General features: G+C 73.8%; 18 protein-coding genes and 2 tRNA genes. 4 read left to right on the top strand and 16 right to left on the bottom strand.

The annotated features are described in order from the left end of the window. Nucleotides 1-50 precede the first annotated feature (50 nt). The 8 genes from ABRQ22_RS15710 to ABRQ22_RS15675 form a co-directional block, all read right to left on the bottom strand. Nucleotides 51-139 (bottom strand) — tRNA-Ser (locus tag ABRQ22_RS15710). A 105-nt stretch (nt 140-244) separates the two neighbouring features. Beyond that, nucleotides 245-1,522, bottom strand: a complete 1,278-nt coding sequence (locus ABRQ22_RS15705) for a threonine/serine exporter family protein (RefSeq protein WP_253052344.1) — start codon at nt 1,520-1,522, stop codon at nt 245-247. Nucleotides 1,523-1,630: 108 nt separating this feature from the next. Continuing rightward, on the bottom strand, nt 1,631-6,088 hold the full coding sequence (locus ABRQ22_RS15700; RefSeq protein ID WP_353707397.1) for an LPXTG cell wall anchor domain-containing protein: 4,458 nt from the start codon (nt 6,086-6,088) through the stop codon (nt 1,631-1,633). A 251-nt stretch (nt 6,089-6,339) separates the two neighbouring features. Next, nucleotides 6,340-6,424: transfer RNA gene (locus tag ABRQ22_RS15695), tRNA-Ser, on the bottom strand. Between the two features lie 99 nt (nt 6,425-6,523). After that, nucleotides 6,524-7,060 (bottom strand): ATP/GTP-binding protein, encoded by a 537-nt coding sequence (locus ABRQ22_RS15690; RefSeq protein WP_082141054.1) that lies wholly within the window; start codon nt 7,058-7,060, stop codon nt 6,524-6,526. A 439-nt stretch (nt 7,061-7,499) separates the two neighbouring features. Further along, nucleotides 7,500-7,886, bottom strand: coding sequence for a DUF742 domain-containing protein (locus ABRQ22_RS15685; RefSeq protein WP_031317001.1), 387 nt, complete (start codon nt 7,884-7,886; stop codon nt 7,500-7,502). Nucleotides 7,887-7,920: 34 nt separating this feature from the next. Beyond that, the gene (locus ABRQ22_RS15680; protein WP_024839165.1) at nt 7,921-8,370 is read right to left on the bottom strand and encodes a roadblock/LC7 domain-containing protein; all 450 of its coding nucleotides are present in this window, start codon (nt 8,368-8,370) and stop codon (nt 7,921-7,923) included. Nucleotides 8,371-8,406: 36 nt separating this feature from the next. Next, nucleotides 8,407-12,261: a nitrate- and nitrite sensing domain-containing protein gene (locus ABRQ22_RS15675; RefSeq protein ID WP_353707396.1), complete on the bottom strand. Its 3,855-nt coding sequence runs from the start codon at nt 12,259-12,261 to the stop codon at nt 8,407-8,409. 66 nt (nt 12,262-12,327) lie between these two features. Here ABRQ22_RS15675 and ABRQ22_RS15670 point away from each other — a divergent pair, with 66 nt between their 5' ends. Both ABRQ22_RS15670 and ABRQ22_RS15665 read left to right on the top strand, forming a co-directional pair. Further along, nucleotides 12,328-13,470 carry an NAD(P)H-quinone oxidoreductase gene (locus tag ABRQ22_RS15670; protein ID WP_353707395.1) on the top strand — a complete coding sequence of 381 codons (1,143 nt, stop codon included), beginning with the start codon at nt 12,328-12,330 and terminating at the stop codon, nt 13,468-13,470. A 77-nt stretch (nt 13,471-13,547) separates the two neighbouring features. Next, nucleotides 13,548-14,195, top strand: coding sequence for a bacterial proteasome activator family protein (locus ABRQ22_RS15665; RefSeq protein WP_290445177.1), 648 nt, complete (start codon nt 13,548-13,550; stop codon nt 14,193-14,195). Between the two features lie 64 nt (nt 14,196-14,259). On the opposite strand, the gene ABRQ22_RS15660 is transcribed toward ABRQ22_RS15665, so the two are convergent. From ABRQ22_RS15660 to ABRQ22_RS15640, 5 genes are all read right to left on the bottom strand, one after another. Beyond that, nucleotides 14,260-15,186 (bottom strand): EamA family transporter, encoded by a 927-nt coding sequence (locus ABRQ22_RS15660; RefSeq protein ID WP_353707394.1) that lies wholly within the window; start codon nt 15,184-15,186, stop codon nt 14,260-14,262. Nucleotides 15,187-15,296: 110 nt separating this feature from the next. Beyond that, on the bottom strand, nt 15,297-16,247 hold the full coding sequence (locus tag ABRQ22_RS15655; RefSeq protein ID WP_253052336.1) for a carbohydrate ABC transporter permease: 951 nt from the start codon (nt 16,245-16,247) through the stop codon (nt 15,297-15,299). After that, nucleotides 16,244-17,227, bottom strand: coding sequence for a sugar ABC transporter permease (locus tag ABRQ22_RS15650; RefSeq protein ID WP_253052334.1), 984 nt, complete (start codon nt 17,225-17,227; stop codon nt 16,244-16,246). The genes ABRQ22_RS15655 and ABRQ22_RS15650 overlap by 4 nt, the downstream gene beginning before the upstream one ends. A 181-nt stretch (nt 17,228-17,408) precedes the next feature. After that, nucleotides 17,409-18,815: an ABC transporter substrate-binding protein gene (locus ABRQ22_RS15645; protein WP_253052332.1), complete on the bottom strand. Its 1,407-nt coding sequence runs from the start codon at nt 18,813-18,815 to the stop codon at nt 17,409-17,411. Between the two features lie 262 nt (nt 18,816-19,077). Further along, nucleotides 19,078-20,088: a LacI family DNA-binding transcriptional regulator gene (locus ABRQ22_RS15640; RefSeq protein ID WP_353707393.1), complete on the bottom strand. Its 1,011-nt coding sequence runs from the start codon at nt 20,086-20,088 to the stop codon at nt 19,078-19,080. Between the two features lie 232 nt (nt 20,089-20,320). Here ABRQ22_RS15640 and map point away from each other — a divergent pair, with 232 nt between their 5' ends. Further along, the gene (map, locus tag ABRQ22_RS15635; protein WP_064316124.1) at nt 20,321-21,112 is read left to right on the top strand and encodes a type I methionyl aminopeptidase; all 792 of its coding nucleotides are present in this window, start codon (nt 20,321-20,323) and stop codon (nt 21,110-21,112) included. A gap of 79 nt (nt 21,113-21,191) precedes the next feature. On the opposite strand, the gene ABRQ22_RS15630 is transcribed toward map, so the two are convergent. The 3 genes from ABRQ22_RS15630 to serS form a co-directional block, all read right to left on the bottom strand. Further along, on the bottom strand, nt 21,192-21,644 hold the full coding sequence (locus tag ABRQ22_RS15630) for a GNAT family N-acetyltransferase (RefSeq protein ID WP_353707392.1): 453 nt from the start codon (nt 21,642-21,644) through the stop codon (nt 21,192-21,194). A 125-nt stretch (nt 21,645-21,769) separates the two neighbouring features. Then, complete coding sequence (locus ABRQ22_RS15625; protein WP_308202298.1) at nt 21,770-22,594, bottom strand: HAD family hydrolase; 825 nt, start codon at nt 22,592-22,594, stop codon at nt 21,770-21,772. Then, entirely contained in the window at nt 22,591-23,874 is a 1,284-nt protein-coding gene (gene serS, locus ABRQ22_RS15620) for a serine--tRNA ligase (protein ID WP_353707391.1), read from the bottom strand. The genes ABRQ22_RS15625 and serS overlap by 4 nt, the downstream gene beginning before the upstream one ends. Before the next feature lie 72 nt (nt 23,875-23,946). Between serS and ABRQ22_RS15615 the strand changes: the two genes are divergently transcribed. Continuing rightward, on the top strand, nt 23,947-25,083 hold the full coding sequence (locus tag ABRQ22_RS15615) for a diacylglycerol kinase family protein (protein WP_353707390.1): 1,137 nt from the start codon (nt 23,947-23,949) through the stop codon (nt 25,081-25,083). The last annotated feature ends 4 nt before the right edge of the window (nt 25,084-25,087 follow it).

The following is a 25,087-nucleotide window of genomic DNA, read 5'->3' as shown; positions in this document are numbered from 1 at the left end:
TCGGGCAACAGAAAAGGCCCCGGGCGCTCGGCAGCCGGGACCTTCCTGAGCGGAGACGGAGGGATTTGAACCCTCGAACGGATTGCTCCGTTACCACCTTAGCAGGGTGGCGCACTAGACCTGACTATGCGACGTCTCCTCGCAGGCTCGGCGGAGAGCCTGCGTCGCCCAGGGTACAAGGGCGCCGCCGCGAGACCAAACCGCCGAGCCCGACGGGTCGCCCCCGCCGCCGCCGTCCGGACGGCTACCGCTCGAAGGTCCACTCCCTGTCGGTGAGCATCCGGGCCACGGCGAGCCCGATCGCGAGCGCGACGATCACCAGCCCGGCCTCGACGGCGTAGGCGAGCGCCTGCGCCGTCGCGCCGGTGTTGAACTCGTACACCGCCCGGTACGCCGTCACGCCGGGGACCATGATGACGACCGCGGGCACGGACACGGTGATGCGCGGGACGCGCAGCGCCGGGGCGACCGTGGCGGCGAGCAGGCCCACGAGCAGGGCGGCCGCCGCGGCGGCCGCCTGCGGGACGACGTCGGCGTCCACGAGGAGCAGGCGCCCCACGTTCGCGACCATGCCGATCGACGCGGCCCCGAGCGCCATCGCCCACGGGCTGTTGAACATGAGGGCGAACCCGAGCACCCCGAGGAAGCTCGCGACGCTCCGCAGGCCGAGGAACAGCGGCTCCGCCAGGCCGGGCGGCGGCACCGGGTCCGGGGCGAGGCCCGCCGCGGCCGACACGCCCCACACGGCCAGGGCGGCCGAGGCGAGGATCATGAGCGCGTACGTCACGCGCGCGACCCCGGCCGAGAAGTCGAGCTTCGCGAGGTCGAGCGCGCCCGTGACGAGCGCGAACCCCGGCACGAGGAACAGCACCGCGGAGACGTACCCGGCCTCGTGCCCGCCGTCGACGCCCGCGAGCGCGGACAGCGCCAGGACGAGCGCGAGGTAGGCGATGCTCGCGACCGCGGCCGCGAGCATCGTCACGCCGAACTGGTTGATCCCCCGGTGCAGCATCGCGCGCCGCACGCCCTGGCCGAGCGCCGCGGCGACCAGCACCGCCCCGCACTCGACGAGACCGCCGTTGTTGAGGAACGCGAACGCCGCGCACGCGATCCCCGCCCAGAGGGCGTTGAGCAGCGCCCCGTACAGCGGCGGGCGGCGCGAGATCCGGTCGAGCTCCGCCTCGACCGCATCGAGGTCGGCGCCCGCCGGGAGGGCCGCCGAGAACCGCTCGAGCTGCGCCAGACGGTCGGCGTTGATCCCGATCGACCGGACCTCGGTGAGCTCGGTGCGGAAGATCGGGCCCCGGTACGACGTCGCCGTGATCTCCGTGAGCGTCACGTGGGCGGCGATGTGGTCGAGCCCCAGCGCGCGCGCCGCGCGGGTCATGTGCGACTTGACGCGGTAGCTGCCCGTCCCGGCGGAGAGCGCGAGGCGGCCGATCCGCAGCACGGTGCCCGACCGGCGGATGAGGTCGACGGGCTCGAGACCGGCTTCGTCGGCCGGGGAGGGCTCAGGCGTCACGAGGCCATGATCCCGTAGGTCCGTCCGCGCGGCACTCGCCGAAGGTCCCGGCCCCCCGTGCCCAGGGGCTGGACCGTCGCGCGGCCGCGGGCCGGCCCGTGGGACCCGTCAGGAGCGACGCACCCGCCGGACCACGAGGAGCCCGCCTCCCGCGAGCAGGAGCACCCCGGCCACCCCGAGCAGCCCGCCCGTGTCCGCGCCCGTCGCCGGGAGCGGGCGGTCCGCCTGCGCGGGCGGCGCGGTCGGCCCGGGAGCCGGAGGCGTGGGGCCGCCGTCGTCCGGGGGCTCGGGTGCGGGCGCGCACGCGGCCGCCTCGGACTCGGTCGCGCCGTCCTCCCCGAGCACGGCCGCGGTGTTGAGGAAGCCGCCCGGGGCCGCACCCGCCGGGTCGCACAGCAGCGCGTCCGGGACGACGTCGGCGGGGACCTGCGCGGTCACCGTCACCCGGAAGCGGTGCGTGGCTCCCGCGGCGAGGGTCGCGCCGGAGACGACCGTCGTGCGGTCGACGCCGTCCCAGTCGTCGGCGACCGGTGGGCCGTCCACGGGCTCGACCGTCGCGTCCCGCACGACGATGCCGCTGCCGAACGCGAGCCGGTCCACGAGGTCGTACGTGCGCTCCACGCCCGCGGTGCTGCTCACCACGACCTCGTAGGCGATGCGGAACACGCCGGGCTCGACCAGGTCCGGCCCCTCGACCACGCTCTTGGCGACGTCGAGCGCGGTCGGCCGCTCGTTGGTGAACGTGCACAGCACCGTCTCCCCGGACCTGACGTCCACGGTCGCGGTCGCGCCGTCGACCGTCGTCGGCCCGCTGGACCCGACGCACACGAGGTCCGCGAGGGTCCAGCCGGGGGTCGGCGTCTCCGTCACGGTGTACGTCCCCGGTGCGAGCGGGCCCGGAGAGAACGGCTCGTCGCCGTCGGTGAGGGTGAACGGCGACGGCTCGCCGCCCTCCGGCGCCCACTCAAGCCCGAACTCCTGCTCCGACCCGGCGGGCTCGGTGACCTTGTCCACCACGAGGGTGCCCCACGGCGTGTTCGTGTAGGTGCACACGACGGTCTCGCCGGGGTCGAGCGCGATCGCCCCGGTGCTGCCCGAGGCCGTGGACGGTGACCCGTCCGGGTCGCCGTCGACGCACGTCAGCGCCGTGTTCTCGAACCCGTCCTGCGCCACCTCGGTCACGACGTACGGCCCCGGGGCCACGTCCTCGAACGTCGCGGTCCCGACCCCGCCCTCCGTGACGACGGAGAAGTCCTCCGCGTCCGGCCAGTCCCCGCTGAAGTCGAACTCGCCGTCGGCGCCGTCGACGACCTTGGCGACCACGATCGTGCCGTGGCGCGCGTTCTCGGCCGTGCACGCGGCGACGTCGCCGGGCCCGACGGAGAAGTCGGAGAGGTCCGTCAGCGGGAACGGCTCCCCACCGTCCGCGGGGGTGACGAGGCACGTCAGCGCGCCCTCGACCCAGCCGTCCCCGTCCGACTCCACGAACGAGTACCGCACACCCGGGACGATCTGCGGGAGGCCGAGCGTCGCCGTGCCGTCGACGGTGGTGACCGGCACCGTGATGGGGTCGACGGCGCCGTCGACGTCCGTGAGCACGAACTCGAACGTCCCGTCACCGCCCAGGGAGGTCTTCGTGAGCGTGCCGCTCCCCTGCACCGCGGTGTTCGTGAGCGTGCACGACACGTCCAGCCCGACCGGGGCGACGAACTGGATCCCGGGCGTGCCCGGGTCGGTGTCCGTGACTCCCGTGCACGCGACGTCGACCGCGGTCCATCCCGGGACCGGCGCCTCGGTGATCGAGTAGGCGGTGCCCGGGACGAGACCGGACCACGTGACGACGTCCGCCGCCTGTCCGGCGCCCGAGGCGGTCTGCGGCGACGTCTGCCCTGCGGGCACGGGGTCGATCGCGACGTCGAACGACCACGGCAGGTCGCCGCCGATCCCGGTGGCCACCTTGGCCACGGAGATGCTCGACGTCGCGACCGTGTTCTGCACCGAGCAGGCGATCTGCTGCCCGGGCGTCGCCTCGATCTGGAACCCGGGCGCCGTGGCGTCGGCGTCCGCGAGCCCCTCGCACGTGACCTCCCCCCGGGTCCATCCCGGCGGGACCGTTCCGGCCTCCCGCACCGTGTAGAGCGCGCCCGGGACGAGCTCTCCCCACGCGACCGTCGGCGCCGCCGTCGTCGCCGTCCGGCCGTCCACCGTGCCGTCGGGAGCCACGAGCTCGACGTCGACGGACCACCCGAACGCGGGGTCGGCGCCCACGACCGTCTTGGTCAGGGAGAGCGATGCCGGCGCGGCCAGGTTCGTGAAGAAGCACACGATGACGCCGCCGTCCGGCAGGTCGACCGTCACGCCGCGCCCGTCCGCGCTGGGGGACCAGAAGTCCGCGTTGCACGTGGGCGGGTCGGCCGCGAGCGACCACCCGACCGGGTCCGCCGGCTCGGTGATCGTGTAGGTCCCGGGCTCGAGCCCGTCGAACGAGCGCAGGGCGACGTTCGGCGGGGTGGAGCTGCCGCTCAGGCTGAACGGCGTCGGGTCGCCGACCGGTGGGACGAAGAGGAAGTCGAAGTCCTGCTCGTACTCGACCGGGACGGTCCGCTTGACGACCGCGATCGACCCGGGGGTGACGTTCGTGAAGAAGCAGCGCACCGTCTCCCCGGGGAGCACCGTCAGGCCGATCGTGCGGCCCTCGGGGTCGGCGGAGTGGTCCTCGCCGCCGTAGGTGCACGCGAGGTCGGCCAGCCGGGTCGCGGGCAGCTCGTCGTCCGTGAGCTCCTCGATCGTGTACGTCCCGGCCGGGACGTCCTGGATCGTGTGCTCGTAGAGCGTCCCGTCGCCCTGCTCGACCGTGATCGAGAAGTCCTCGTTCCCCGGGAGGTCGCTCGTGAAGTCGAACGTGCGCCCGTCGACGCCGTGCGCCTCCTTGGAGACGATCACCGTGCCGAGCTGCGTGTTCGTGAACGTGCACTCGATGTTCTGCCCGGCCACCGGGGTCACCGTCACGGCCTGCCCGGCCGGCGTGGAGGGGGCCGTGCAGACGATCCCCGGGGGGAGCCACCCCGGCGTCGCCTCCTCGGAGACCGTGAACGGCACGCCGGCGGGCACGGGGAAGGACGCGCTCTCGCCGTCGTGGAGCGTGAAGCCCGCCTGCCCCGTCGCCTCGAAGGAGAACTCCTGCGGCGACCCGTCGGGGTCGGTCTGCTTGGTCACCGTGACGACGGCGGCCTCGTTGGTGATGACGCAGTCGGTGGTGCTCAGCGGACGCACCGGAAACCGGTCCGCCGGGTCGTCGAGCACGAACTGCTCGGGCGGCCCGCCCCCCGCGGGGACCGCGGTGCACACGACGGACTGCAGGTCCCACGGGGGCGGGACGTCGCTCTCCGTGAGGGAGAAGGCGGAACCGAACAGGACGTCGTCGAACCGGACGGTCTCCCCGCTCGCGAGCGTCCCCGAGACCGTCGGCACGGGCGGCGGACCCGGCTGCACCGGGCCCGTGTCGCTCGCCACCGTGAAGCCGAACCGGGCCCCGGTGTCCGCGCTCTGCGGGACCGTCGCCTTGGTCACCGTGAGCGCACCGCAGTTGGCGATGGTCATCCGGTCCGGCGCGTGGTCGGCGAAGTCCTGGATGTTCGCGTTCGGCGAGTTGCCGGTGCGCGTGAGCATCTCCGCGACCTCGTAGGTCGCGCACTCGGAGGGTGCGAGGACGCCCGCGGTGTTCAGGTCGATCGCGAACTCGCCGAACGTCTCCTGCGGCTGGTTCGTCAGCGGCGGGCCCTCGGAGCGCACGCCGACCGCCCACGCGAAGTCCACGGAACCCGGGTCCGGCGTCCAGGTCCCGGGGCCCAGGGCGTTGGCGCAGCCGTCTCCCGCGGCAGGGGTCCACCGGTGCACGGCGGCCGTCGTGCCCGACGACGCGTAGTCGAACTCGAGCAGCACATCGTCGCAGCGTCCCGGTCCCGGGCCCTCGAGGTGCTGGAAGACGCTGACCTCGCCCGCACCCGCGTACCGGGTCCAGTAGCCGTAGAGGATCGCGTGCCGCTCGCCACCGCCGTCGACGACGTACTCCAGCCCGTACCCCGTGGAGCACAGGTCGCCCTTGGCGTTCGGGTTCGACGGGCCCGGCCGCCACGGGTTGGTGCCGGGACTCTGGCTGGGCGGGGCGCCCGTCTGGTCGGGGTTGGCGTTGCAGGACTGAGCGAGGCTCCCGTTGTCCCACGCGAAGCTGGCCTGCACGATCCCCGACGACTCGAACCCCTGGGGCGTCGTGTAGGGGCCGGTCGGGGTGAACGTGAACGCGCCGTCGGGCTGCACGTCGGTGAGGAAGTCGTCCCAGTTGAAGGTCTCGGGCGGGCTGCCGGAACCCGACGTCCCGTCGACCTCCATGCCGGTCTGCAGGCCGGACGGCTGGAGCGTCGCGGCGTCCGCCGTCGGCGGTGGGGAGAGAGGCACCAGCACGGCCCCGAGCAGGAGCGTCGCGACCAGACCGGCGAGCACCCGCCGCCCCCTGGCGCGCGACGCAGGCAGACCGCGCTCCCGCGCCGTCCCGGTCGTGCTCGTCATGGGCCGCTCCCCCCAGAGACCGCACCTCACCCGCTGGCGGACGCACCGCGCCGTGCCGTCCCGTGCGCCCAGGCCGGTCCCCGTGGCACGCGCCCCCGCCCGCCGGACCACCCGTGGCGACGCGCGCAGGCACGTCCGACCGTCCTCGTCCGACCGACGATAGTACGAAGGGGTCCTCGTCGCGCGGGCGTCGCCGGGACGCACGTCGGGCCGGGTCCGGAGCACTGCTCCGGACCCGGCCCGACGACCTGCGGAGGGCGAGGGATTCGAACCCCCGGTGCGTTGCCGCACAACGGTTTTCAAGACCGTCACATTAGGCCGCTCTGTCAGCCCTCCCGGCGAGCCATTGTGGCACGCCCGGCCCGTGCACGACGACGGCGGGCCGCCCCGTGGAGGGCGACCCGCCGTCGGGCGGTGGGACCGGGACCGCGGAGGTCAGGCCGCCCCGCGGAGCTGGCGCATCGCGAGCTGGACGAGCGCGATGAGCGTCTGCTTGGTGGCAGCCCGCGACCGCGCGTCCGTGTAGAGCATCGGCACGTGCGCAGGGATCTGGAGCGCCTCGCGCACGTCCTCGAGCTTGTGCTTGGCCACGCCGTCGAAGCAGTTCACGCCGACGACGAACGGGATGTTGCGTGACTCGAAGTAGTCGATCGCCGGGAAGCACTGCTCGAGGCGGTCGGTGTCCACGAGCACGACGGCACCGATCGCGCCGCGCACCAGGTCGTCCCACATGAAGAGGAAGCGGTCCTGGCCCGGCGTGCCGAACAGGTACAGCCACAGGTTGCCCGGGAGGGACACGCGGCCGAAGTCCATCGCGACGGTCGTCGTCGTCTTGCGGTCGGACACGCCGCCCGCGTCGTCGACGCCCACCGAGTGCTCCGTCATCGCAGCCTCGGTGTTGAGCGGCTCGACGTCGGAGATCGACCCGATGAACGTGGTCTTGCCGACGGCGAACCCGCCCGCGACCACGATCTTGACGACCGTCGGCGCCGTCCGCGCCGCTGCCGGGGCACCGGCGGGCTGCGCTGCTGCCGACGGCTGGCCTGCCGCGGGAGCCTGCGCCGCGGAGGGCTGCGCCGGGGCGACGGACGGGGCGGGCTGGGCCGGCGCCGCGGGCTGCGCGGCGGCGAGGGGCTGCGGCGCGGTGCGCGGCTGAGCCGCTGCCTGGGCGACCGGTGCCGGCGCCACGGCGGGCGTCGCCGGGGCGACGGCCGAGACCGACGGCGCCGTCGGTGCCGGTGCCGGTGCCGCGACGGGACGCGCCGGAGCCGACGCCGCCGGCGCCTGCGTCGGCACGCCGGCAGGCGCGCTCACCGGAGCCCACGCGGTCTGACGGGCGGCCGCCTGGCCACCGGGCACACCCCCGATCACCCCGGACGGCTGCCCGGCCTGCGGCGCGCTGCCCGAGCCGTCAGAGGGTGGAAATGCCATTGAGAACACTCTCCAAGACGCTCAGGGACAGACCCGAGTGGTTGCTGCCGTGACCCGTGTGGACGTTGAGCGGGGTCGACGTGTGGACGGTGATGTAGTTGTCCTCCTGCAGGTCCGCGACGAGCACCTTCGTCACGCCGAGCGGCAGGCGCAGGAGCGCGGAGAGCTCGGCGATCGAGACGTACGTGTGCGCGGCGTGCTGGAGGATCGAGCGCTTCTCGGGCGGGAGCCCGAAGCTGTTCACGGCGCCCGGCATGACCTCGACGAGCGCCTCGAGCGGGAGGTCGGACGTGGCGGAGCGCACACGACCGCCCGTGACCGCGTACGGGCGGACCGTGGCCGCCTCGTACCCGTCGTGTGCTCCCATGCTGCCGAAAGGTACGTTCGTCATCGATCAGTCCTCATCCCACCGGGGCTCGCGTCGCGCCGTCGACGGGAAGGCTACCCCGCATCTCCGAGATGAGCTGCGGCGTCAGTGTCGCCTCGGTGCGGGAGACCAGGAGCGCCATCTCGTAGCCGATGAGGCCGATGTCGCAGTTCGCCTCCGCCACGACGCCCAGGACGGACCCGTTCGAGACGTTCATCAGGAACAGGAACCCGTTGTCCATCTCGATGATGGCCTGGCGGACGTTCCCTCCGTTGAGCTGCCGGGCCGCCCCGCGGGTCAGGCTCGACATGCCGGAGACGATCGCCGCGAGCTGGTCGCCGCTCGTGCGGTCGAGCTGGTCCGACATCGCCATGAGCAGGCCGTCCGCCGACACCACGAGCGTGTGCCGGCTGCCCGGGACCGTCCGCACGAAGTTGTCGAGCAGCCACCCGAAGTTGGTTGCCTCGGTGCTGAGCGCGTTCACTCTTCCTCCTCGTCAGTTGCCGCAGACGGCATGTCGTCACCGCGCCTGCGGCGCTGAATCAGGGACATAATCCATGGCCTGGGGGGTCCAGGTCGAACTCGTCTCGTCCTGGCCCTCGACACGGCCACGGGCCGTGGCCGACTGGAACGCCGACAGACGGGCCCGGAGCTGCTCCGGGTCACGGTCGATGCGGGCCGTGAAGCGGTCGACGTAGCCCTCCCGCTCCTCGCCGCGCGAGCGTCGGGTCAGGCCCGACGCCGTCGTGCCGTCGACCTGGAGGGGCTGGTAGATGCCGTCGTTCGGGTCCGCCAAGGTCGCTTCCTGGAAGTCGGTGCTGCCCTGCAGCAGGGTGGACATCTCCTCGTACAGCACCGCGGACGCCATCCAGTCCGACCGCGCCTCGACCGAGTCGGCGATGTACCCGGGCTCCAGCGGCTCGATCGCGTCGCCCACCTGTCGTCGGACGAGCGGGGTCGGCGGGCCGTACCCCGTCGCAGCCGGGCTCGGCGCAGGGTCGGGGGCAGCGACCGACGGCTCCGGCGCCGTGTAGCCGGCACCCGCCGGCGGCGCGTCCTGGACCGGGTCGAGCGCACGCGTCTCCTGCACCGGGGCGACGGGCGCCTCCGGGGCGAACGACGACGCGTTCGCGGCTCCTGCGGGCTGACCGGCTCGCGGGGCGAACGCCGACGACCGCGCGGGGGCCTGGGCCTCCTGCGGCGGAGCGGCGGGCGCGGCGACCGGCGGAGCGGCGACCGGGGCTGCCGCGACGGCGGGCGCGGACGCCGGGGCAGCAGGGGCCGGGGTCGGAGCGGGGGCCCCGGGTGCTCCCACCGGGCGCGAGGCCAGGGCCTCCGGGGACGGTCCGGCCGGCCGCGCCGACGGCGTCGCCGTCGTCCGAGGACGCCGGCCGAAGAGCCCGCGCTTGCGCGCCTGGCTCTCCCGCAGCGACCGCCGCGTCGGCAGGTCGGCCATGAGCTCCTCGAAGCGGGGAAGCGCCTCGAAGGTGAGCTCCGCAGGGATGTCCTCCGCCACCGCGGCCTCGCCGCCGGTCGCCACGACCGGGACGTCGGTCGGGAGCTCCGCCTCGACCGGGGTCGCCGCCGGCGCGGGGGCCGCGGCCGGCTCGGGGGCCGCCGGGGTGCGCTGGACCAGCGGGACGCGCGCGACGGTCGCGTCGTCGACGGGCTCGGCCGGGACCGCCGGCACGACACGCGTCGCGTCGAGCGGCGCGTCGGCCACGGACGACGGCGCCCACGCGTCGGCAGCCGGCTCCGGCGTCCACGCCTGCTCGGCGGGCTGCTCCGGCGCCCAGGCCTGCGCAGGGGCCCACGTGTCCTGGACCGGCGCGACGGCGGGGTCCTGCGGCGTCCACACGTCCTGCTGGACCGGGGTGTCGGCCGGGGCCTCGGCGACGAGCGGGATGTCCGTGGCGGTGACGTCCGGGGCGACGGGCAGCTCCACCGGGTTCTCGGTGGCCGGACGGTCGCCGACCGGGCGGAAGCTCGAGAAGAGCGCGCTGCGCGTGCTCACGTCGAGGACCGGGATCTCGGCCGAGACCGGCTCCACGGGGGTCGCGGCCGGGCGCGACCGGCTCGGGAGGGCAGCGCCGGCGTCGGCGACCTCCGCGGGCGGGGTCCATGCCTCGTCCGCCGCCGGGAGCTGCTCCGGGAGCGCCGGCGTGGCCAGCGGCGGGAGGACGATCGCGCCGGTCTGGGGACCCGACGCGAAGGACGCGCTCGGTGCCGCGGCGGCGGGGTCGACCGTGCGCGAACGACGGCGGGGCATGCCGGTCTGCGTGGTGCCGTCCGTGAGCGCGTCGAGGTCGACGGGCACCGCGACGGGCGCCTCGGGCTCGACGGTCGGGAACGACGCCGTCGCCGCGGGTGCGGGGACGGACGGCGCGGCCGGGGCCGCGACGTCGGCGGCGGGGAGCGCCGGGAGGACCCCCGTGCCGGCGAGCTGCTGGGCGGCGGCCTGCGTGCTCGTCTCCAGGGGGTCCGTCGGCTGCGGGAGCGGCACGTTCGAGTCGGGGACGAAGAGGGCGGCCGGGAACGACACGACGACCTCGGTCCCCTGGTCCTCGCCGCTCGTGCTGAACCGGACCTTCGCGCCGAGGCGGTCGGAGAGACGACCGACGACGAAGAGGCCCAGGCGCTGCGCGCCGACGACGTCGGACGCCGCGTGCGTCGCGACCTTGCGGTTCGCCTCCGCGATCTCGTCCGGCGTCATCCCGAGGCCGTGGTCGCGGACCGTCACGTAGACGAAGTGCTCGTCCCGGCCGGTCGTGACCTCGACGGGGGTGTGCGGCTCCGAGAACATCGTCGCGTTCTCGAGGAGCTCGGCGAGCAGGTGCGCGGCGTTGAGCGCGTTGTGCCCGAGCATGAGCGGGTCGACGACCAGGTTCAGGCGGACGCGGTCGTACAGCTCGATCTCGGACGACGCCGTACGGATGACGTCCGAGGCCGGCATGGGCTGGCGCACGCGGCGACCCGAGTCGATGCCCGCGAGGACGAGGAGGGACTCCGCGTTGCGGCGCATACGCGTCGCGAGGTGGTCGAGGCGGAAGAGGTTGGACAGCGTGCCCGCGTCCTCCTCGGAGCGCTCGAGGTCGTCGAGGAACGCGAGCTGTCGGTTGAGGAGCACCTGGTCGCGGCGCGCGACGTTGACGAACATCTCCGCGATCGAGCCACGGAGAGCGGCCTGCTCGCGCGCGACCTTGATGGTCGTCTGGTTGACGTCGTTGAACGCGGTCGCGAGCTGGCCGACCTCGTCCGTGGACTCCACCGTGATCGGCGCCAGGTCGATGCCGGGGCCCTGCCCCGGGACGGCGACCTGCTCGACGAGGCGGGGCAGCTGGTCACGCACGTCCTCGGCCGCGTCGGTGAGGCGCCGCAGCGGGTTGACGATCGCACGGGCGATGAAGCCCGCGACGAGGATCGAGGCGATGACGGCCGCGAGGGTCGCGAGGATCGTGACGACCGCGCGGGTCGTCGCCGCACCTGCGAGGTCGGACGCCTTCTCCGCGGTGGCGGTGCGGACGTCGTCACGCACCGGGCTCGTCTGGTCGCGGTCCGCCTGCGACAGCGTCGGCCACTGCGCGGCCTGGCTGGGGGGCGTCGACTTGGGTCGGGAGCCGGCGAGGTTCTGCCGGATCTGGTTGTACGTGGCGCTCGGCGGCTCCAGCAGGAAGTCGCCCGGGAGCCGTCGGACGGCCGTGGCCGTGCGCGCCGTGAGGGCGTCGCCGTTGGTCACCAGGACCGCGGCCTGCTGGTTCGTCTCGGTGCTGTCGACGCCCTGCTGGGCCGCGGCGAGGACCGCGCCGGCGAGCGGCTGCTCGAGCGCCTGCTGGGCGAGGAGCTCGTCGAGGAGGACGTACGCGTCGAGGTACTGCGCGAGCTCGCGGTCCGGGGCCGTGTCCGCGAGCGTCCGAGGCACCTCGAGCGCATCGTCGATGAGCGCGTTGTACTGCGAGTTGCGCGCGAGCTGGCCGATGGAGGACCTGTCGATGCCCTGCCGGATCGCCAGGAGGTCGGCCCTGTCCGCGATCGTGTCGGAGACCGCCTTGCGCACCCGCGGGTCGAGCGCGGACGTGTCGAGCTTCTCGTACGCGCGGTCGCGCGCGTCGAGCGCCTTGTCCGTCTTCTCGCGCTGCGCCATCATCTGCGCCGCGGCTTCCTCGGAGCCTTCGTTCGCGTCCAGGAACGAGTACGTGCGCTCGGCCGCGATCTCTGTCCCCGCCGCGTCCTGTGCCGCGAGCGCCGCGACGAGCGCGCTCGTCTGGCTGGCGTCGCGCGCCGACCCGATGGCCTGCGCCGAGATGATCGCGGCGGCGGCGAAGAGGACGAGGACGGGCACCGCGAGGGCCGCAAGGATCTTCCCGCGAACGCTCAACCTGCGGAGCATACGAACCTGCCTCCATCACCCTGGTCCACCCGTTCGGCGGCGCGGTCGGCGCGCGTGGCAGCGGCGCCTCCCGGGCTCCGCTCCCCGGTCGTGCGTACTAACTATCGGTGCACATCCCCCGGACACCTAATCCGCGAGGAGCGTGAACTTTCGTCCCGCGCCCGCGGTGCCCCGTCGGCGAACCGGCGCCTCCCGGGCCGTCCGCGTAGTCTCGGCGATGTGCGAGGCGTCACGATATCGGCCCCCGGTGGCCCTGAGAAACTAACGGTTTCCGCGCTCCCTGACCAGACCCCCGGGCCGGACGAGCTCGTGGTCCACGTCGCTTCCGCTGGCGTGAACCGTGCTGACCTGCTACAACGCGCCGGATCCTACCCACCTCCCCCCGGCGCGCCGGACTGGCCCGGCCTCGAGGTCTCGGGCACGGTCGCGGCCGTCGGCGAGTCCGTCACGGGGTGGTCCGTGGGAGATCGCGTGGTCGCGCTGCTCGACGGCGGTGGCTACGCCGAGCAGGTGCGCGTCCGGTCGACGCAGGTGCTCCCCGTCCCCGACGGCGTGGACCTCGTGGACGCCGCCGCGCTCCCCGAGGCCGCGTGCACGGTGTGGAGCAACGTCGTCGATGTGGGCCGCCTCGGCGCGGACGAGTGGCTGCTCGTGCACGGCGGGTCGGGCGGCGTCGGGACGGTCGCCGTGCAGGTGGGTGCCGCGCTCGGCGCCCGCGTCGCCGTCACGGCCGGCGGGCGCGACCGGGCCGACCGGTGCCTCGCGCTCGGGGCGAGCCTCGCCGTCGACCACCGCGAGGAGGACTTCGTCGCCGCGGTGCGGGACGCCTCCGGCGGGCACGGCGCGGACGTCGTGCTGGACGTCGTCGGCGCCGCCTACCTGCCGCGCAACCTGGAGGTGCTCGCCACGGGCGGGCGACTGGTCGTCATCGGCATGCAGAAGGGCCGACGCGCGGAGCTCGACCTGGGCCTCCTCCTCGCCCGGCGCGCCACGGTGGCCGGGACGACGCTCCGGGCGCGCCCGCCGGCCGAGAAGGCGCGGATCGTGCACGAGGTCCTCACGCACGTCTGGCCGATGGTGGAGGACGGCCGCGTCCGCCCCGTGGTGCACGCGCGCCTCCCGCTCGAGGAGGCCGCGACGGCGCACGAGCTGCTCGACTCGGGCGACGTCTTCGGCAAGGTGCTCCTCGTGCCCTGACCACGGGCGACGGCCGACGACGGCTGGAGATCCCGCGCCTCGGTGCGCGCGTGGGCGCCGCGCGCCAGACTGGACCCATGGCTGACGAACCGCGCGACCCCCGCCCCGACGACCCCACGGCCCCCGAACCCGCGAACGGTGCGCAGGACGCCGCCGACGACGCCGACGAGCCCGCCCGCGCCACCGTCGTGATGCCGGACGGGACGGGGGTGAGCGTCGTCGAGAGCGACGACTCGACCGACCCCGACCGCAACCCGGCGACGGTCATCGAGGAGCCCGCCAAGGTGATGCGCATCGGCGGCATGATCAAGAAGCTCCTCGACGAGGTCCGGGACGCCCCGCTGGACGAGGCGGCGCGGTCGCGCCTCGCCGAGATCCACGAGCGCTCGCTCACCGAGCTCGAGGAGGGTCTCTCCCCCGACCTGGTGGCGGAGCTGCACCGGATCACGCTGCCGTTCTCGGACGACACCGTCCCGACCGACGCGGAGCTCCGCGTCGCGCAGGCGCAGCTGGTCGGCTGGCTCGAGGGCCTGTTCCACGGCATCCAGACGGCGCTCGTCGCCCAGCAGATGGCTGCGCAGGCGCAGCTCTCGCAGATCCGGCGCGCGCTGCCTCCCGGCTCGCTGCCCCCGATGGGCCCCGGTGGCCCCGGCGCCGCTCCGGGACATCCCGGCGGGCGTCCCGACGAGCACGACGGGCGGCCGTCTCCGGGCCAGTACCTCTGACGGCCCTGCTCGGCCTCGCCGGTCCCGGGCGGACGCGCCCGGACCGGTGGCGCGCGGTCGCTCGTCAGGCGGGCGGCGGGTCGAGCGGGACGTCGTCCCCGGGCGGCGTCCCGCCCGCGCGCCCGCCCGGTCGCGCCGCGGTCATGGCGATGGCCCCGGACACGAGGACGAGGCCGACGAGCTCGGGGACCGTGGGGACCTGCCGCAGCACGACGGCGCCCACGACCGCGGCGGACGCCGGGAGCAGCGCGAGGAGCACCGAGAACGTCGCCGCGCTCACGCGGCGCAGGATGACCTGCTCGAGCGCGTACGGGACGACGGACGAGAAGAGCGCGATCCCCGCGACGGCCGCGGCGTGCCGCCAGTCGCCGAGGACCGGCAGGGCGTCGCGCGCGAGGAAGGGCGCGAACACGACCGCGCCCACGCTCATCGCGACGGCGAGCGACGTCACCCCCGACCCGGAGACGGCGACCCGCCGTCCCAGCAGGATGTACGCCGCCCAGCACGCGGCCGCGACGCCGATCGCGGTGAGCCCGAGCACGGCGTCCGTGCGCGGGAGGTCCGACTCGATCGTCACCCCGGCGAGCAGTACGACCCCCGCCGCCGCGACCGCGATCGCGCCCCGCTCGCGCCACCCGCTGCCCGTGACCGCGGCGACCGCGACGGGGCCGAGGAACTCGATGGCGACGGCCGTCCCCAGCGGCAGGTGGTCGATCGCGACGTAGAACGCGAGGTTCATCGCGGCGAGGGCGACGCCGAACACGGCCACCCACGCGAGGTCGTGCCGGGTCCACCGGTGCCGCCACGGCCGACGCCATGCGAGCAGCAGCAGCGCGGACGCCGCGATGCGCAGCCACCCGATCTCGATCGCTCCGGCCACGGCGAACAGCCCGACGGCGATCGCCGCGCCCAGGTACTGCGTCAGCCCCGAGACGACGAACAGCGCCGGGACCGGGACCTTGTCGAGGGCGGCGGCGGGGTGGCGAGGCACGCGACGACTCTAGGCGCCCGCGCGGCACGGGACGGCGCCGGCCGAGCACACGGCTGCGGCCCGTCCCATGCACGGGACGGGCCGCAGACGCCTGCGCGGGGAGGCGGGCGTCAGCCCTTGACCGACCCGGCGAGGAGACCGCGCACGAAGTACCGCTGCAGCGCGAGGAACACGATGACGGGGACGACCATCGAGATGAACGCGCCCGCCGGGAGCAGGTGCCAGCTCGCCCCGCGCGAGCCGGACAGCTCGGCGAGGCGCACCGTGATGGGCGCGGTGTCCTGGCCGGACGCGAACGTGAGGGCGACGAGCAGGTCGTTCCAGACCCAGAGGAACTGGAAGATCCCGAACGCCGCGATGGCGGGCACGAGCAGCGGCATGAGCACCTGGAAGAAGATCTTCACGTGCCCGGCGCCGTCCACGCGGGCGGCCTCGACGAGCTCGCGCGGGATGTCCTTCATGAAGTTGTGCAGGAGGAAGATCGCGAGGGGCAGGGCGAAGATCGAGTGCGACAGCCACACGGGCCAGAACGACCCGTCGATCCCCCAGTCCACGTACTGGGTGAGGAGCGGGACGAGCGTGACCTGGATCGGCACGATCTGCAGCGCGAACACCGCGACGAACAGCAGGTTGCGGCCCTTGAAGTCCACCCAGGCGAACGCGTACGCGGCCAGCGACGCGAGCGTGATGGGGATGATCACCGCGGGCAGCGTGATGACCAGGGAGTTGATGAAGTACGTCGCGAAGCTCGTCGACCCGCCGAACAGCGCGTCGGTGTAGTTGTCGAGCGTGAACTCGGGGTTGGCGAACGCCTCCCACCAGCCCGACCGCCGGATCTCGCGCGGCGGGCGGAACGACGTGACGAGGAGCCCGAACGTCGGGATGGTCCACAGGACGGCGAGGACGATCGCGATGATCGACGCCGGCCGGGACGAGACCTTGCGGCGCACCTTGCCCGCGCGCTCGTCGAGGCCCGCGACGATGCCCTTGCCGCTGCCCTCCTCGGCGGTCTCGTCGACGAGCGGGGCGTCCGGGACGGAGGCGGACAGTGGGGTGCTCATCGGATCTCCTCCGCCTGCTTCAGCTGCCGCACGTTGTACACGATGATCGGGATGACCAGGACGAACAGGATGACCGCGAGCGCGGCGCCGAGCCCCTGCTCCCCCTGCCGCAGCGCCTGCGTGTAGAACTCGTTGGCGACGACCGACGTCTCGAAGCGGCCGCCGGTCATGGTGCGGACGATGTCGAAGACCTTGAGCGTGCCGATCGCGATCGTCGTGAGGACGACCACGAGCGCGGGGCGGATGCTCGGCACGGTGATGTAGCGGAACATCCGCATGCCGCCGACGCCGTCGAGCCGGGCAGCCTCGACGATGTCGTCCGGGATGGCGCGGATCGCGGCGGCGAGGATCGTCATCGCGAACCCGGCCTGGATCCAGATCATCACGAGGATGAGGAAGAACGTGTTGGCCGGCGCGCTGAGCAGGAACTGCTGCGGCTCGAGCCCGAGCCAGACGAGGACCTGGTTGAAGAGGCCGATCTGCGGCTGGCTCGCCGGCTTGTACTCGTACATGAACTTCCAGATGATGCCCGCACCGACCATGGAGATCGCCATGGGCAGGAAGATCAGCGTCTTGGCGAACTTCTCGAAGCGGGACCTGTCGACCACCACCGCGTAGACGAGGCCGAGGAAGGTCGAGACGAGCGGGACGACGATGACCCAGATCGCGGTGTTGCGCAGGACGATCTGGAACTCGTCGCGCGTGAACGCGGTGACGTAGTTGTCGAGCCCGACGAACGCGGAGCCCGTGCGGTTGTAGAACGAGTCCCGGATCGTGCGCAGGCCCGGGTAGAGCAGGCCGAACGCGAGCATGACGACCGCGGGCCCGGCGAACGCGAGCGCGACGACCCAGCCCGGCACGCGCCGCGGCCGGTCGACGAGGAAGAGGATCAGGCCCATGACGACGACGAAGAGCAGGATCGCGACGAGCATCACCGCGAGCTTGCCCCCCGTCCCGGCGGGTTCGAGCAACCAGTCCATGTGAGAGCTCCTGAGGTGGCCGGCGGCGGGCCGGACGACGACGTGGTGTGCGGCGGGACGGCCCGGGGACGGGTCGTCCGGGGATCGGCCCCCCGGACGACCCGCCCCCGGGGTCGACGCGTGGACCCGGAGCCCGGCCCGCGGCGCGTGCCGCGCGGTCAGGCCCCGGGTCGCCCGCGGGTCAGGACGTCGGCCAGGACGCCTCGATGGCGTCGAGGACGGCCTCGTCGGACTTGTCGCTCGCGATCCACTCCGTCATCTCGGTCCAGAACGAGCCGGCACCGACGGCGGCGGGCATCATGTCCGAGCCGTCGAAGCGGAACGTGTAGCTGTCGTCCGTGAGCAGCTCGTACGCCTGCTGGTCCATCGGCGACTGGAGCAGCTCCGGGTCGAGGCCGTTGTTGGCGCTGATCCAGCCCTGCGGGGTCACGCTCGCCTTGGCGTTGGACCACTCGGGGCTCGACAGGTACGCGTGGAACGCCTGGACCTCGGGACGGTCGTTGAACGCGGCGACGAACTCGCCGCCACCGAGCAGCGGCTTGTCCTCCGCGGTCTCGCCCGGGAGGTAGAAGGCCCAGACGTCACCGTCGGGCGCGACCACCAGGTCGGGGTCGAGGGTCGTCCAGTTGGCCTGGTAGAACGTCGCCTGGCGGTGCATGTAGCACAGCCCGTCGATGATCGGGTAGCCGCCCTCGGTGAACTCGGTCGTCGCGATGGTGCTCACGTCGCCGAGGCCGCCGTTGACGAACTCCTCGTTCTTCAGCACGTCGCCGACCGTGGCCAGCGCCGTGGCGATCTGCGGGTCGTTGAACGGGATCTCGTGGTTGACCCACTGGTCGTAGACCTCGGGGCCCGCCGTGCGCAGGACGACGTCCTCCATCCAGTCGGTGGCCGGCCAGCCGGTCGCCTCGCCGGACGCGATGCCCGCGCACCACGGCTTGACGTCGCCGCCGGGGTTGTCCGCGACGATCTGGTCGGAGAGCTCCATGAGCTCGTCCCACGTCGTCGGGACCTCGTAGCCCGCCTCCTCGAACATGGACGGCGAGTACCAGACGAACGACTTGACGTTGGCGCCGAGCGGCGTCGCGTACAGCGTCCCGTCGACGGTGCCGTAGTCCTTCCAGGACTCGGTGTAGTACTGGTCGACGTTCGCGGACGCCGCCTCCCCGACGGGCTGGATCGCGTCGGGGAAGTCGGCGACGATGCGGCGCAGCAGGCCGGGCTGCGGCAGGTACGCGATGTCCGGCGCGCTGCCGGACTGGATGCGGACGGGGAGCTGCGCCTCGAACTCCTTGGAGCCCTCGTACTCGATCGTGGCGCCCGTGCACTCCTCGAACGGCTCGTACGACGCCTGCTGCTGCTCCGCCTCGGTGTCGACGATCGTCGAGTACACCGTCACCGTCTTGCCGGAGAGGTCCCCGTACTGCTCGTAGTCGGCGCAGTCCACCTCGGCGCTCGGCGACTCGTCGTCACCTCCGCCGCCGCCACCGCCGCTGCACGCCGCGAGCACGAGCGCGAGGCTCGCGCCGCCGGCGGCGACCACCAGCGTGCGACGACGCGCCGCGCTGGTCCTCGTGGTCCTGGTCATGTCAGCCTCCACCTCGTCGTGGGTACGGACGCCGTCACCCCGGTCCGGTGAGGACCGGGCGCATCGCGACGTCGCGAGCGCGGGTGCGCTCTCGCCCTAGGCACCATGCAAGCGGTTGCATCGCGCTGCCGCAAGCACAGGAGAGGCGAGTTTGCGTAACGATTCCGTCACGTGCGCCGGGTGCGCGCTCTCTCACCCCTCCCCTCCTGGCCACGCTCCCACGCGGCGTCGTCGAGCGCGCGGCGAGGCGCGGCTCGGGGCCTCAGGCTCCGGCGCCCGGCGGCGCCGTCGACCCACGGCGCACCAGCTCGGTCGGATAGGTGAGGCTCTCCGGCACCGGGGCCCCGTTGATCATCTCGAGCAGGAGGAGCGCCGCGTCGAACCCCTGCTGGTAGGCGTCCTGGGCGATCGTCGTCAGCCCGACGAGCTCCCCGAGGTCGTGGCCGTCCACCCCGACGACCGACAGGTCGTCCGGGACGCGCAGCCCCAGGTCCCGCGCCGCGAGGATGGCCCCCATGGCCATCTCGTCCGACGCCGCGAAGACGGCGGTCACGTCCGGCCGGCGGCACAGGAGCTCCGCCGTGGACTCGCGCCCTCCCGCGACGTCGAAGTCGCCGTTCACCTCGAGGTCCGGCTCGACGACGATCCCCGCCTCCTCCAGGGCGCGCACGTAGCCTCGCGCGCGCTCGACCGGCGGCGACCACGACGACACGAGGTCGGGCACCCCGGTCACGTGGCCGATGACCCGGTGCCCCAGGTCGAGCAGGTGACGCGTCGCGGCCCGGCCGGTCGCGACGTCGTCGAGCCGGACCGTCACCTGGTCGGCCGGCCCCGACCCGACGAACGCGAGCGGCCGGGCGAGCCCGACGAGCGAGCGCACCTCGTCGTCGTCGAGCGGCAGCCCGACGACGAGCGTCCCGTCCACGCGGTGGCGCAGCACGCTCGGGTCGACCCGGCGGCGGGACGACGTCCGGCGGACGTCGAACGTGTACAGCAGGACGTCGTAGCCGAGGTCGCGGAGCGCACGCTCGGCGCCCTCGATGACGTTGGCGAAGAACCAGCGGTTGACCCACGGGGTGAGCACCCCGATGGTGCGGGTGCGCCCGGTGGCCAGCGACGACGCCGACGGCGTGGGCACGTAGCCGAGCCGGGCCGCCTCCGCGAGCACCCGCAGGCGCGTCGCCTCCGACACGTTGGGCAGGCCGCGCAGGGCGCGCGAGACGGTCGCCGTGGACACCCCGGCGGCCTGGGCGACGTCGTCGATACCTGCCACGACGGGTGATGCTGCCACGCCCGGAGGCCACGTGGCGAGGCGCCGTGCCGCATCGTGAGCAGATCGATGCAAGCGCTTGCGCCCCGGCGGCGTGCGCACGGCACCCGCTCCCGCCGCACCGCGGCAGCGCGGACCGATATCGTGGGGAGGCCCGTCCCGCGGCACCGCTCGGCACCGCTCGAGCCGGCCGCGCCGCCGTCGGGCACGCCACCTGCGAACCGGAAGGACCACGATGATCGAGCTGAGGACCCCGCGGGAGATCGACCAGATGCGACCCGCTGGACGGTTCGTCGCCGACGTCCTCACCACGGTGCGCGCCGCCACCAAGGTCGGGACGAACCTGCTCGAGCTCGACGAGGTCGCGCACAAGATGATCCGCGACCGCGGGGCCGAGTCGTGCTACATCGACTACCACCCGTCGTTCGGGGCGAGCCCGTTCGGCAAGGTGATCTGCACGTCCGTCAACGACGCCGTGCTGCACGGCCTCCCCCACGACTACGCGCTGCGCGACGGCGACCTGCTGAGCATCGACTTCGCCGCGTCGGTCGACGGGTGGGTCGCGGACTCGGCGCTGTCGTTCGTCGTCGGGACGCCGCGCGCCGGGGCGCTGGGCGAGGCCGACGCGAAGCTCATCCAGACGACCGAGCGCGCGCTCGAGGCCGGCATCGCGGCCGCGCAGCCGGGCAAGAAGGTCGGCGACATCTCCGCCGCCATCGCCGACGTCGCGCACGCCGCGGGCTACTCGGTGAACACCGACTTCGGCGGGCACGGCGTGGGCCGCACGATGCACGGCGAGCCCCACATCCCCAACGACGGCCGTCGCAAGCGCGGGTTCCCCCTCAAGCCGGGCCTCGTCATCGCGATCGAGCCGTGGTTCCTCGAGACCACGGACGAGATCTACACCGACCCCGACGGCTGGACCCTGCGCTCGGCCGACGGCTCGCGCGGCGCCCACAGCGAGCACACGGTCGCGATCACGCCCGACGGCCCGGTCGTCCTCACCGCGCGTGAGCCCCGCGACTGACCACCCCGCGAGGTAGAGGCGTAGTACCGCGAGGTAGAGGCGTGGTACCCCGAGGTAGAGGCGTGGTCTGACCACGCCTCTACCTCGGCGGAAGAACCTTCCGGAAGAACGCCGCCGTATTGTCGTAGCCCAGCGCCGCGTAGAACGGCGCGGCGCGCCGGGTCGCGAGGGCGACGTACGCGGCGCCCGTCGCGGCAGCCCAGTCCTCGGCCGCTTCCACGAGCAGGCGCCCGATCCCGCGACGGCGCGCGTCGTCGTCGACCATGACCTCCTCGACCCGCCCGACGGGGGCGTTGGCGAAGAGCGTCGCGTGTCGGTGCGCCACGAGGTAGCCGACGACGGCGTCCCCCGCCTCGGCGACGAGGACCAGCGCGTCGTCGTCCGCGAGGAGCGTCGCGAACGACGCGTCGAAAGCCGCACTCTCGGGGACGAACGACGGCGCGAAGGCGACGACGAGCGGCCAGACCGCCGCCGCGTCGTCGGGCCGCGCACCCCGGACGGCCACGCCGTCGAGAGGTAGAGGCCCGGTCACGACCACGCCTCTACCTCGGCCCACCCAGGCTCTACCTCGCGAGACCACGCTTCTACCTCGGCCCACCAGGGCTCTACCTCGCGGTACCGGGCCTCTACCTCGGCAACCACGGCTCTACCTCGCGGTCAGGGCAGGAGGCTGCGCAGGAGGTGGGCCGCGCCGTCGTCCTCGATCGAGCCGGTGACCTCGTCGGCGGCGGCCTGCACGACGGCGTCCGCGTGGCCCATCGCGACGCCGTGCGCCGCCCAGCGGAGCATGTCGACGTCGTTGCGGCCGTCGCCGACCGCGACGGTGCGGTGCGGCTGGACGTGCAGGGTGCGGCGCACGAGCTCGAGCCCGGTCGCCTTCGTGACGCCGAGCGGCGCGATGTCCATCCACGCCGTCCAGCCGACGGCGTACGTGACGTCGTCCAGGCCGAGGCGCTCGACGAGCTCGTGGAACTGCTCGCTCGTCGACCCCGGCGCCCGCACGATCACGCGCGTGACCTCGCCCGACCACAGCTCGTCGAAGTCGACGACGCGGTGCACGCCGTCGAGCTCGCCGTCGGGGAAGAGCTCGTTCATGCGGAACCCGACGCCGACGTCCTCGACGGCGTACCGCGCGTCGGGCAGGTGCTCGCGCAGGAGCCGCAGGGCCGGGCCCGGGTCGAACGTCACGACGTCCTCGAGGACGTACCCGTCGGGCTCGTCCGGGTCGAGACGCGCGGTCACCGCGCCGTTGGACGCGACGACCCAGCCGCGGTCGATCCCCAGGATCTCCGCGACGGGCGTCATCGCGATGAGCGAGCGCCCCGACGCGAGCACCACGTGGTGCCCGGCCGCGCGCAGGTCGGCGACGGCGTCGCGCACGTCGTCCGACAGCTCCTGGTCGTACGACATGAGGGTGCCGTCGATGTCGAGCGCGACGAGCAGCGGCCCGGACGCGTCGTCCGGGACGAGGGGACCCGTCACGCCACCACCGGCTCGAGGACCTCGAGGCCGCCGAGGTACGGGCGCAGCCCCTCCGGCACGCGGACCGATCCGTCGGCCTGCTGGTGGTTCTCGAGGATCGCGACGATCCAGCGCGTCGTGCCGAGCGTGCCGTTGAGCGTCGCGACGGTGCGCGTCTCGCTCTTGCCGTCGACCTCGACGCGCTCGCGCACGTTGAGGCGGCGCGCCTGGAACGTGGTGCAGTTCGACGTCGACGTGAGCTCGAGGTAGCGCTGCTGCGTGGGCAGCCACGCCTCGCAGTCGAACTTGCGCGCGGCGCTCGACCCGAGGTCGCCCGCCGCGGTGTCGATGACGCGGTACGGCAGGTCGACGAGGCGCAGCATCTGCTCCTCCCAGCCGAGCAGGCGCTGGTGCTCCGCCTCGGCGTCGGCCGGGTCGCAGTAGGAGAACATCTCGACCTTGTGGAACTGGTGCACGCGGATGATGCCGCGCACGTCCTTGCCGTGCGAGCCGGCCTCGCGGCGGTAGCACGCGCTCCACCCGGCGTAGCGCAGGGGCCCGGCCGAGAGGTCGACGATCTCGTTCGCGTGGTAGCCCGCGAGCGCGACCTCGCTCGTGCCGACGAGGTAGAGGTCGTCCTTCTCGAGGCGGTAGATCTCGTCCGCGTGGGCGCCGAGGAACCCGGTGCCCTGCATGACCTCGGGCCGCACGAGCGTCGGCGTGATGACGGGCGTGAACCCGGCCGCGACCGCCGTGTCCATCGCGGCGTTGAGCAGCGCGAGCTCGAGGCGCGCGCCCACGCCCGTGAGGTAGTAGAACCGGGCGCCCGACACCTTCGCGCCGCGCTCGGTGTCGATCGCGCGCAGGCCCTCGCCGAGGTCGAGGTGGTCGCGCGGCGTGAAGCCCTCCGCGGCGAAGTCGCGGATCGTCCCCTCCTCGCGCAGCACGACGTAGTCGTCCTCGCCGCCCGCGGGCGCGCCCGCGACGACGTTCGAGATGCGGTACAGCAGCCCGCGCAGCTCCTCCGCCGCGGCGTCCGCGTCGGCCTGGCGCGCCTTGACGTCGGCCGCGAGCTGCTTGGTCCGCGCGAGCAGCTCCTGCTTCTCCTCCCCCTGTGCCTGGGCGACCTGCTTGCCGAGGGACTTCTGCTCGGCGCGCAGGCTCTCGAACTCGCTCAGCGCGGCGCGGTGACGGGCGTCGGCGTCGAGGGCGGCGTCCACCAGCGCGGGGTCGTCACCACGGGTGACCTGGCTGGCTCGGACGATGTCGGGGTTGTCGCGCAGGAGGCGGAGGTCGATCACGCCAGCAGCCTAACGAACCCGGCGGCCCCCGGTCGCGGACCGTTCCCGCGCCCACCCCGCTACGGTGTCGCCATGTCCTGGACGCTCTGGCTCGCGATCGCGGCGCTCGCCGTCGCGGTGGTGGCACTCGTCGTCGCGCTGGGCCTGCGCGCGCAGCAGACCCGGCAGCGCCGCGCGCACGGCGACGCGCCGCCCGTCGAGGAGCCCGCGGTCGAGGACGACCCGCGCGAGCTCGTCGCGTTCGTCGCGAACCCGTCGAAGCCCGACGTCGCCGGGCTGGAGGCGGTCGTGCGCGCGGCCTTCGCGGACGCCGCCCTGCCCGACCCGCTGTGGTTCCAGACGACGGTCGAGGACCCGGGCGTCGGGCAGACCCGTGCGGCGCTCGCGCAGGGCGCGGACGTCGTCGTCGCCGTGGGCGGGGACGGCACGGTCCGCGCGGTCGCCGAGGGCATGGTCGGCAGCGGCCGCACCATGGGCCTGGTCCCGGTGGGCACCGGCAACCTCCTCGCGCGCAACCTCGACCTGCCGGTGGGCGACGCGCGCGCCGCGCTGGCCGTCGTGATCGCGGGTTCCGACCGCCCGGTCGACGTCGGCTGGGTCAAGGTCCTGCGCTACGCCGACGTCACCCCCGCCGAGGGGGACGAGCCGGGGACGGCGCCCGACCCCGCCCGGGACACCGACAAGGAGCACATCTTCCTCGTCATCGCCGGGCTCGGGTTCGACGCCGCGATGGTCGCCGACACCGACGACGACCTCAAGGCGAAGGTGGGCTGGGTCGCCTACTTCGTCGCGGGCATCCGGCACCTGCACGGGCGCCGCATGCGCGCACGCATCCAGCTCGACGACACGCCGCCCGTCGAGGCGCGGCTGCGCTCGCTCCTCATCGGCAACTGCGGCCGCCTCCCCGGGGGCCTGACGCTCCTGCCCGACGCGGTGATCGACGACGGGATCCTGGACATCGCCGCGATCGACACGCGCGGCGGGGTCGTGGGCTGGGCGCAGCTCTTCGGGGAGGTCGTCATGCAGGGCCTCGGCGTGCGCAACGACCTGCCCGCCAAGATCGGACGCATCGACCACGCGCGCGCCCGGCGCGTCCGCGTGCGCGTGGAGGGCGGCGAGCAGGCCCAGGTCGACGGCGACGTGCTGGGCCTCGCCGTGGAGATCGAGTCCCGCGTCGACCCCGGCGCGCTCGTGGTGCGCACGGCCTGACCCG

The sequence above is a fragment of the Cellulosimicrobium sp. ES-005 genome, from assembly GCF_040448685.1.
GTDB classification, from domain to species: domain Bacteria; phylum Actinomycetota; class Actinomycetes; order Actinomycetales; family Cellulomonadaceae; genus Cellulosimicrobium; species Cellulosimicrobium cellulans_G.
This window is presented reverse-complemented; position numbering and strand designations above follow the sequence as displayed.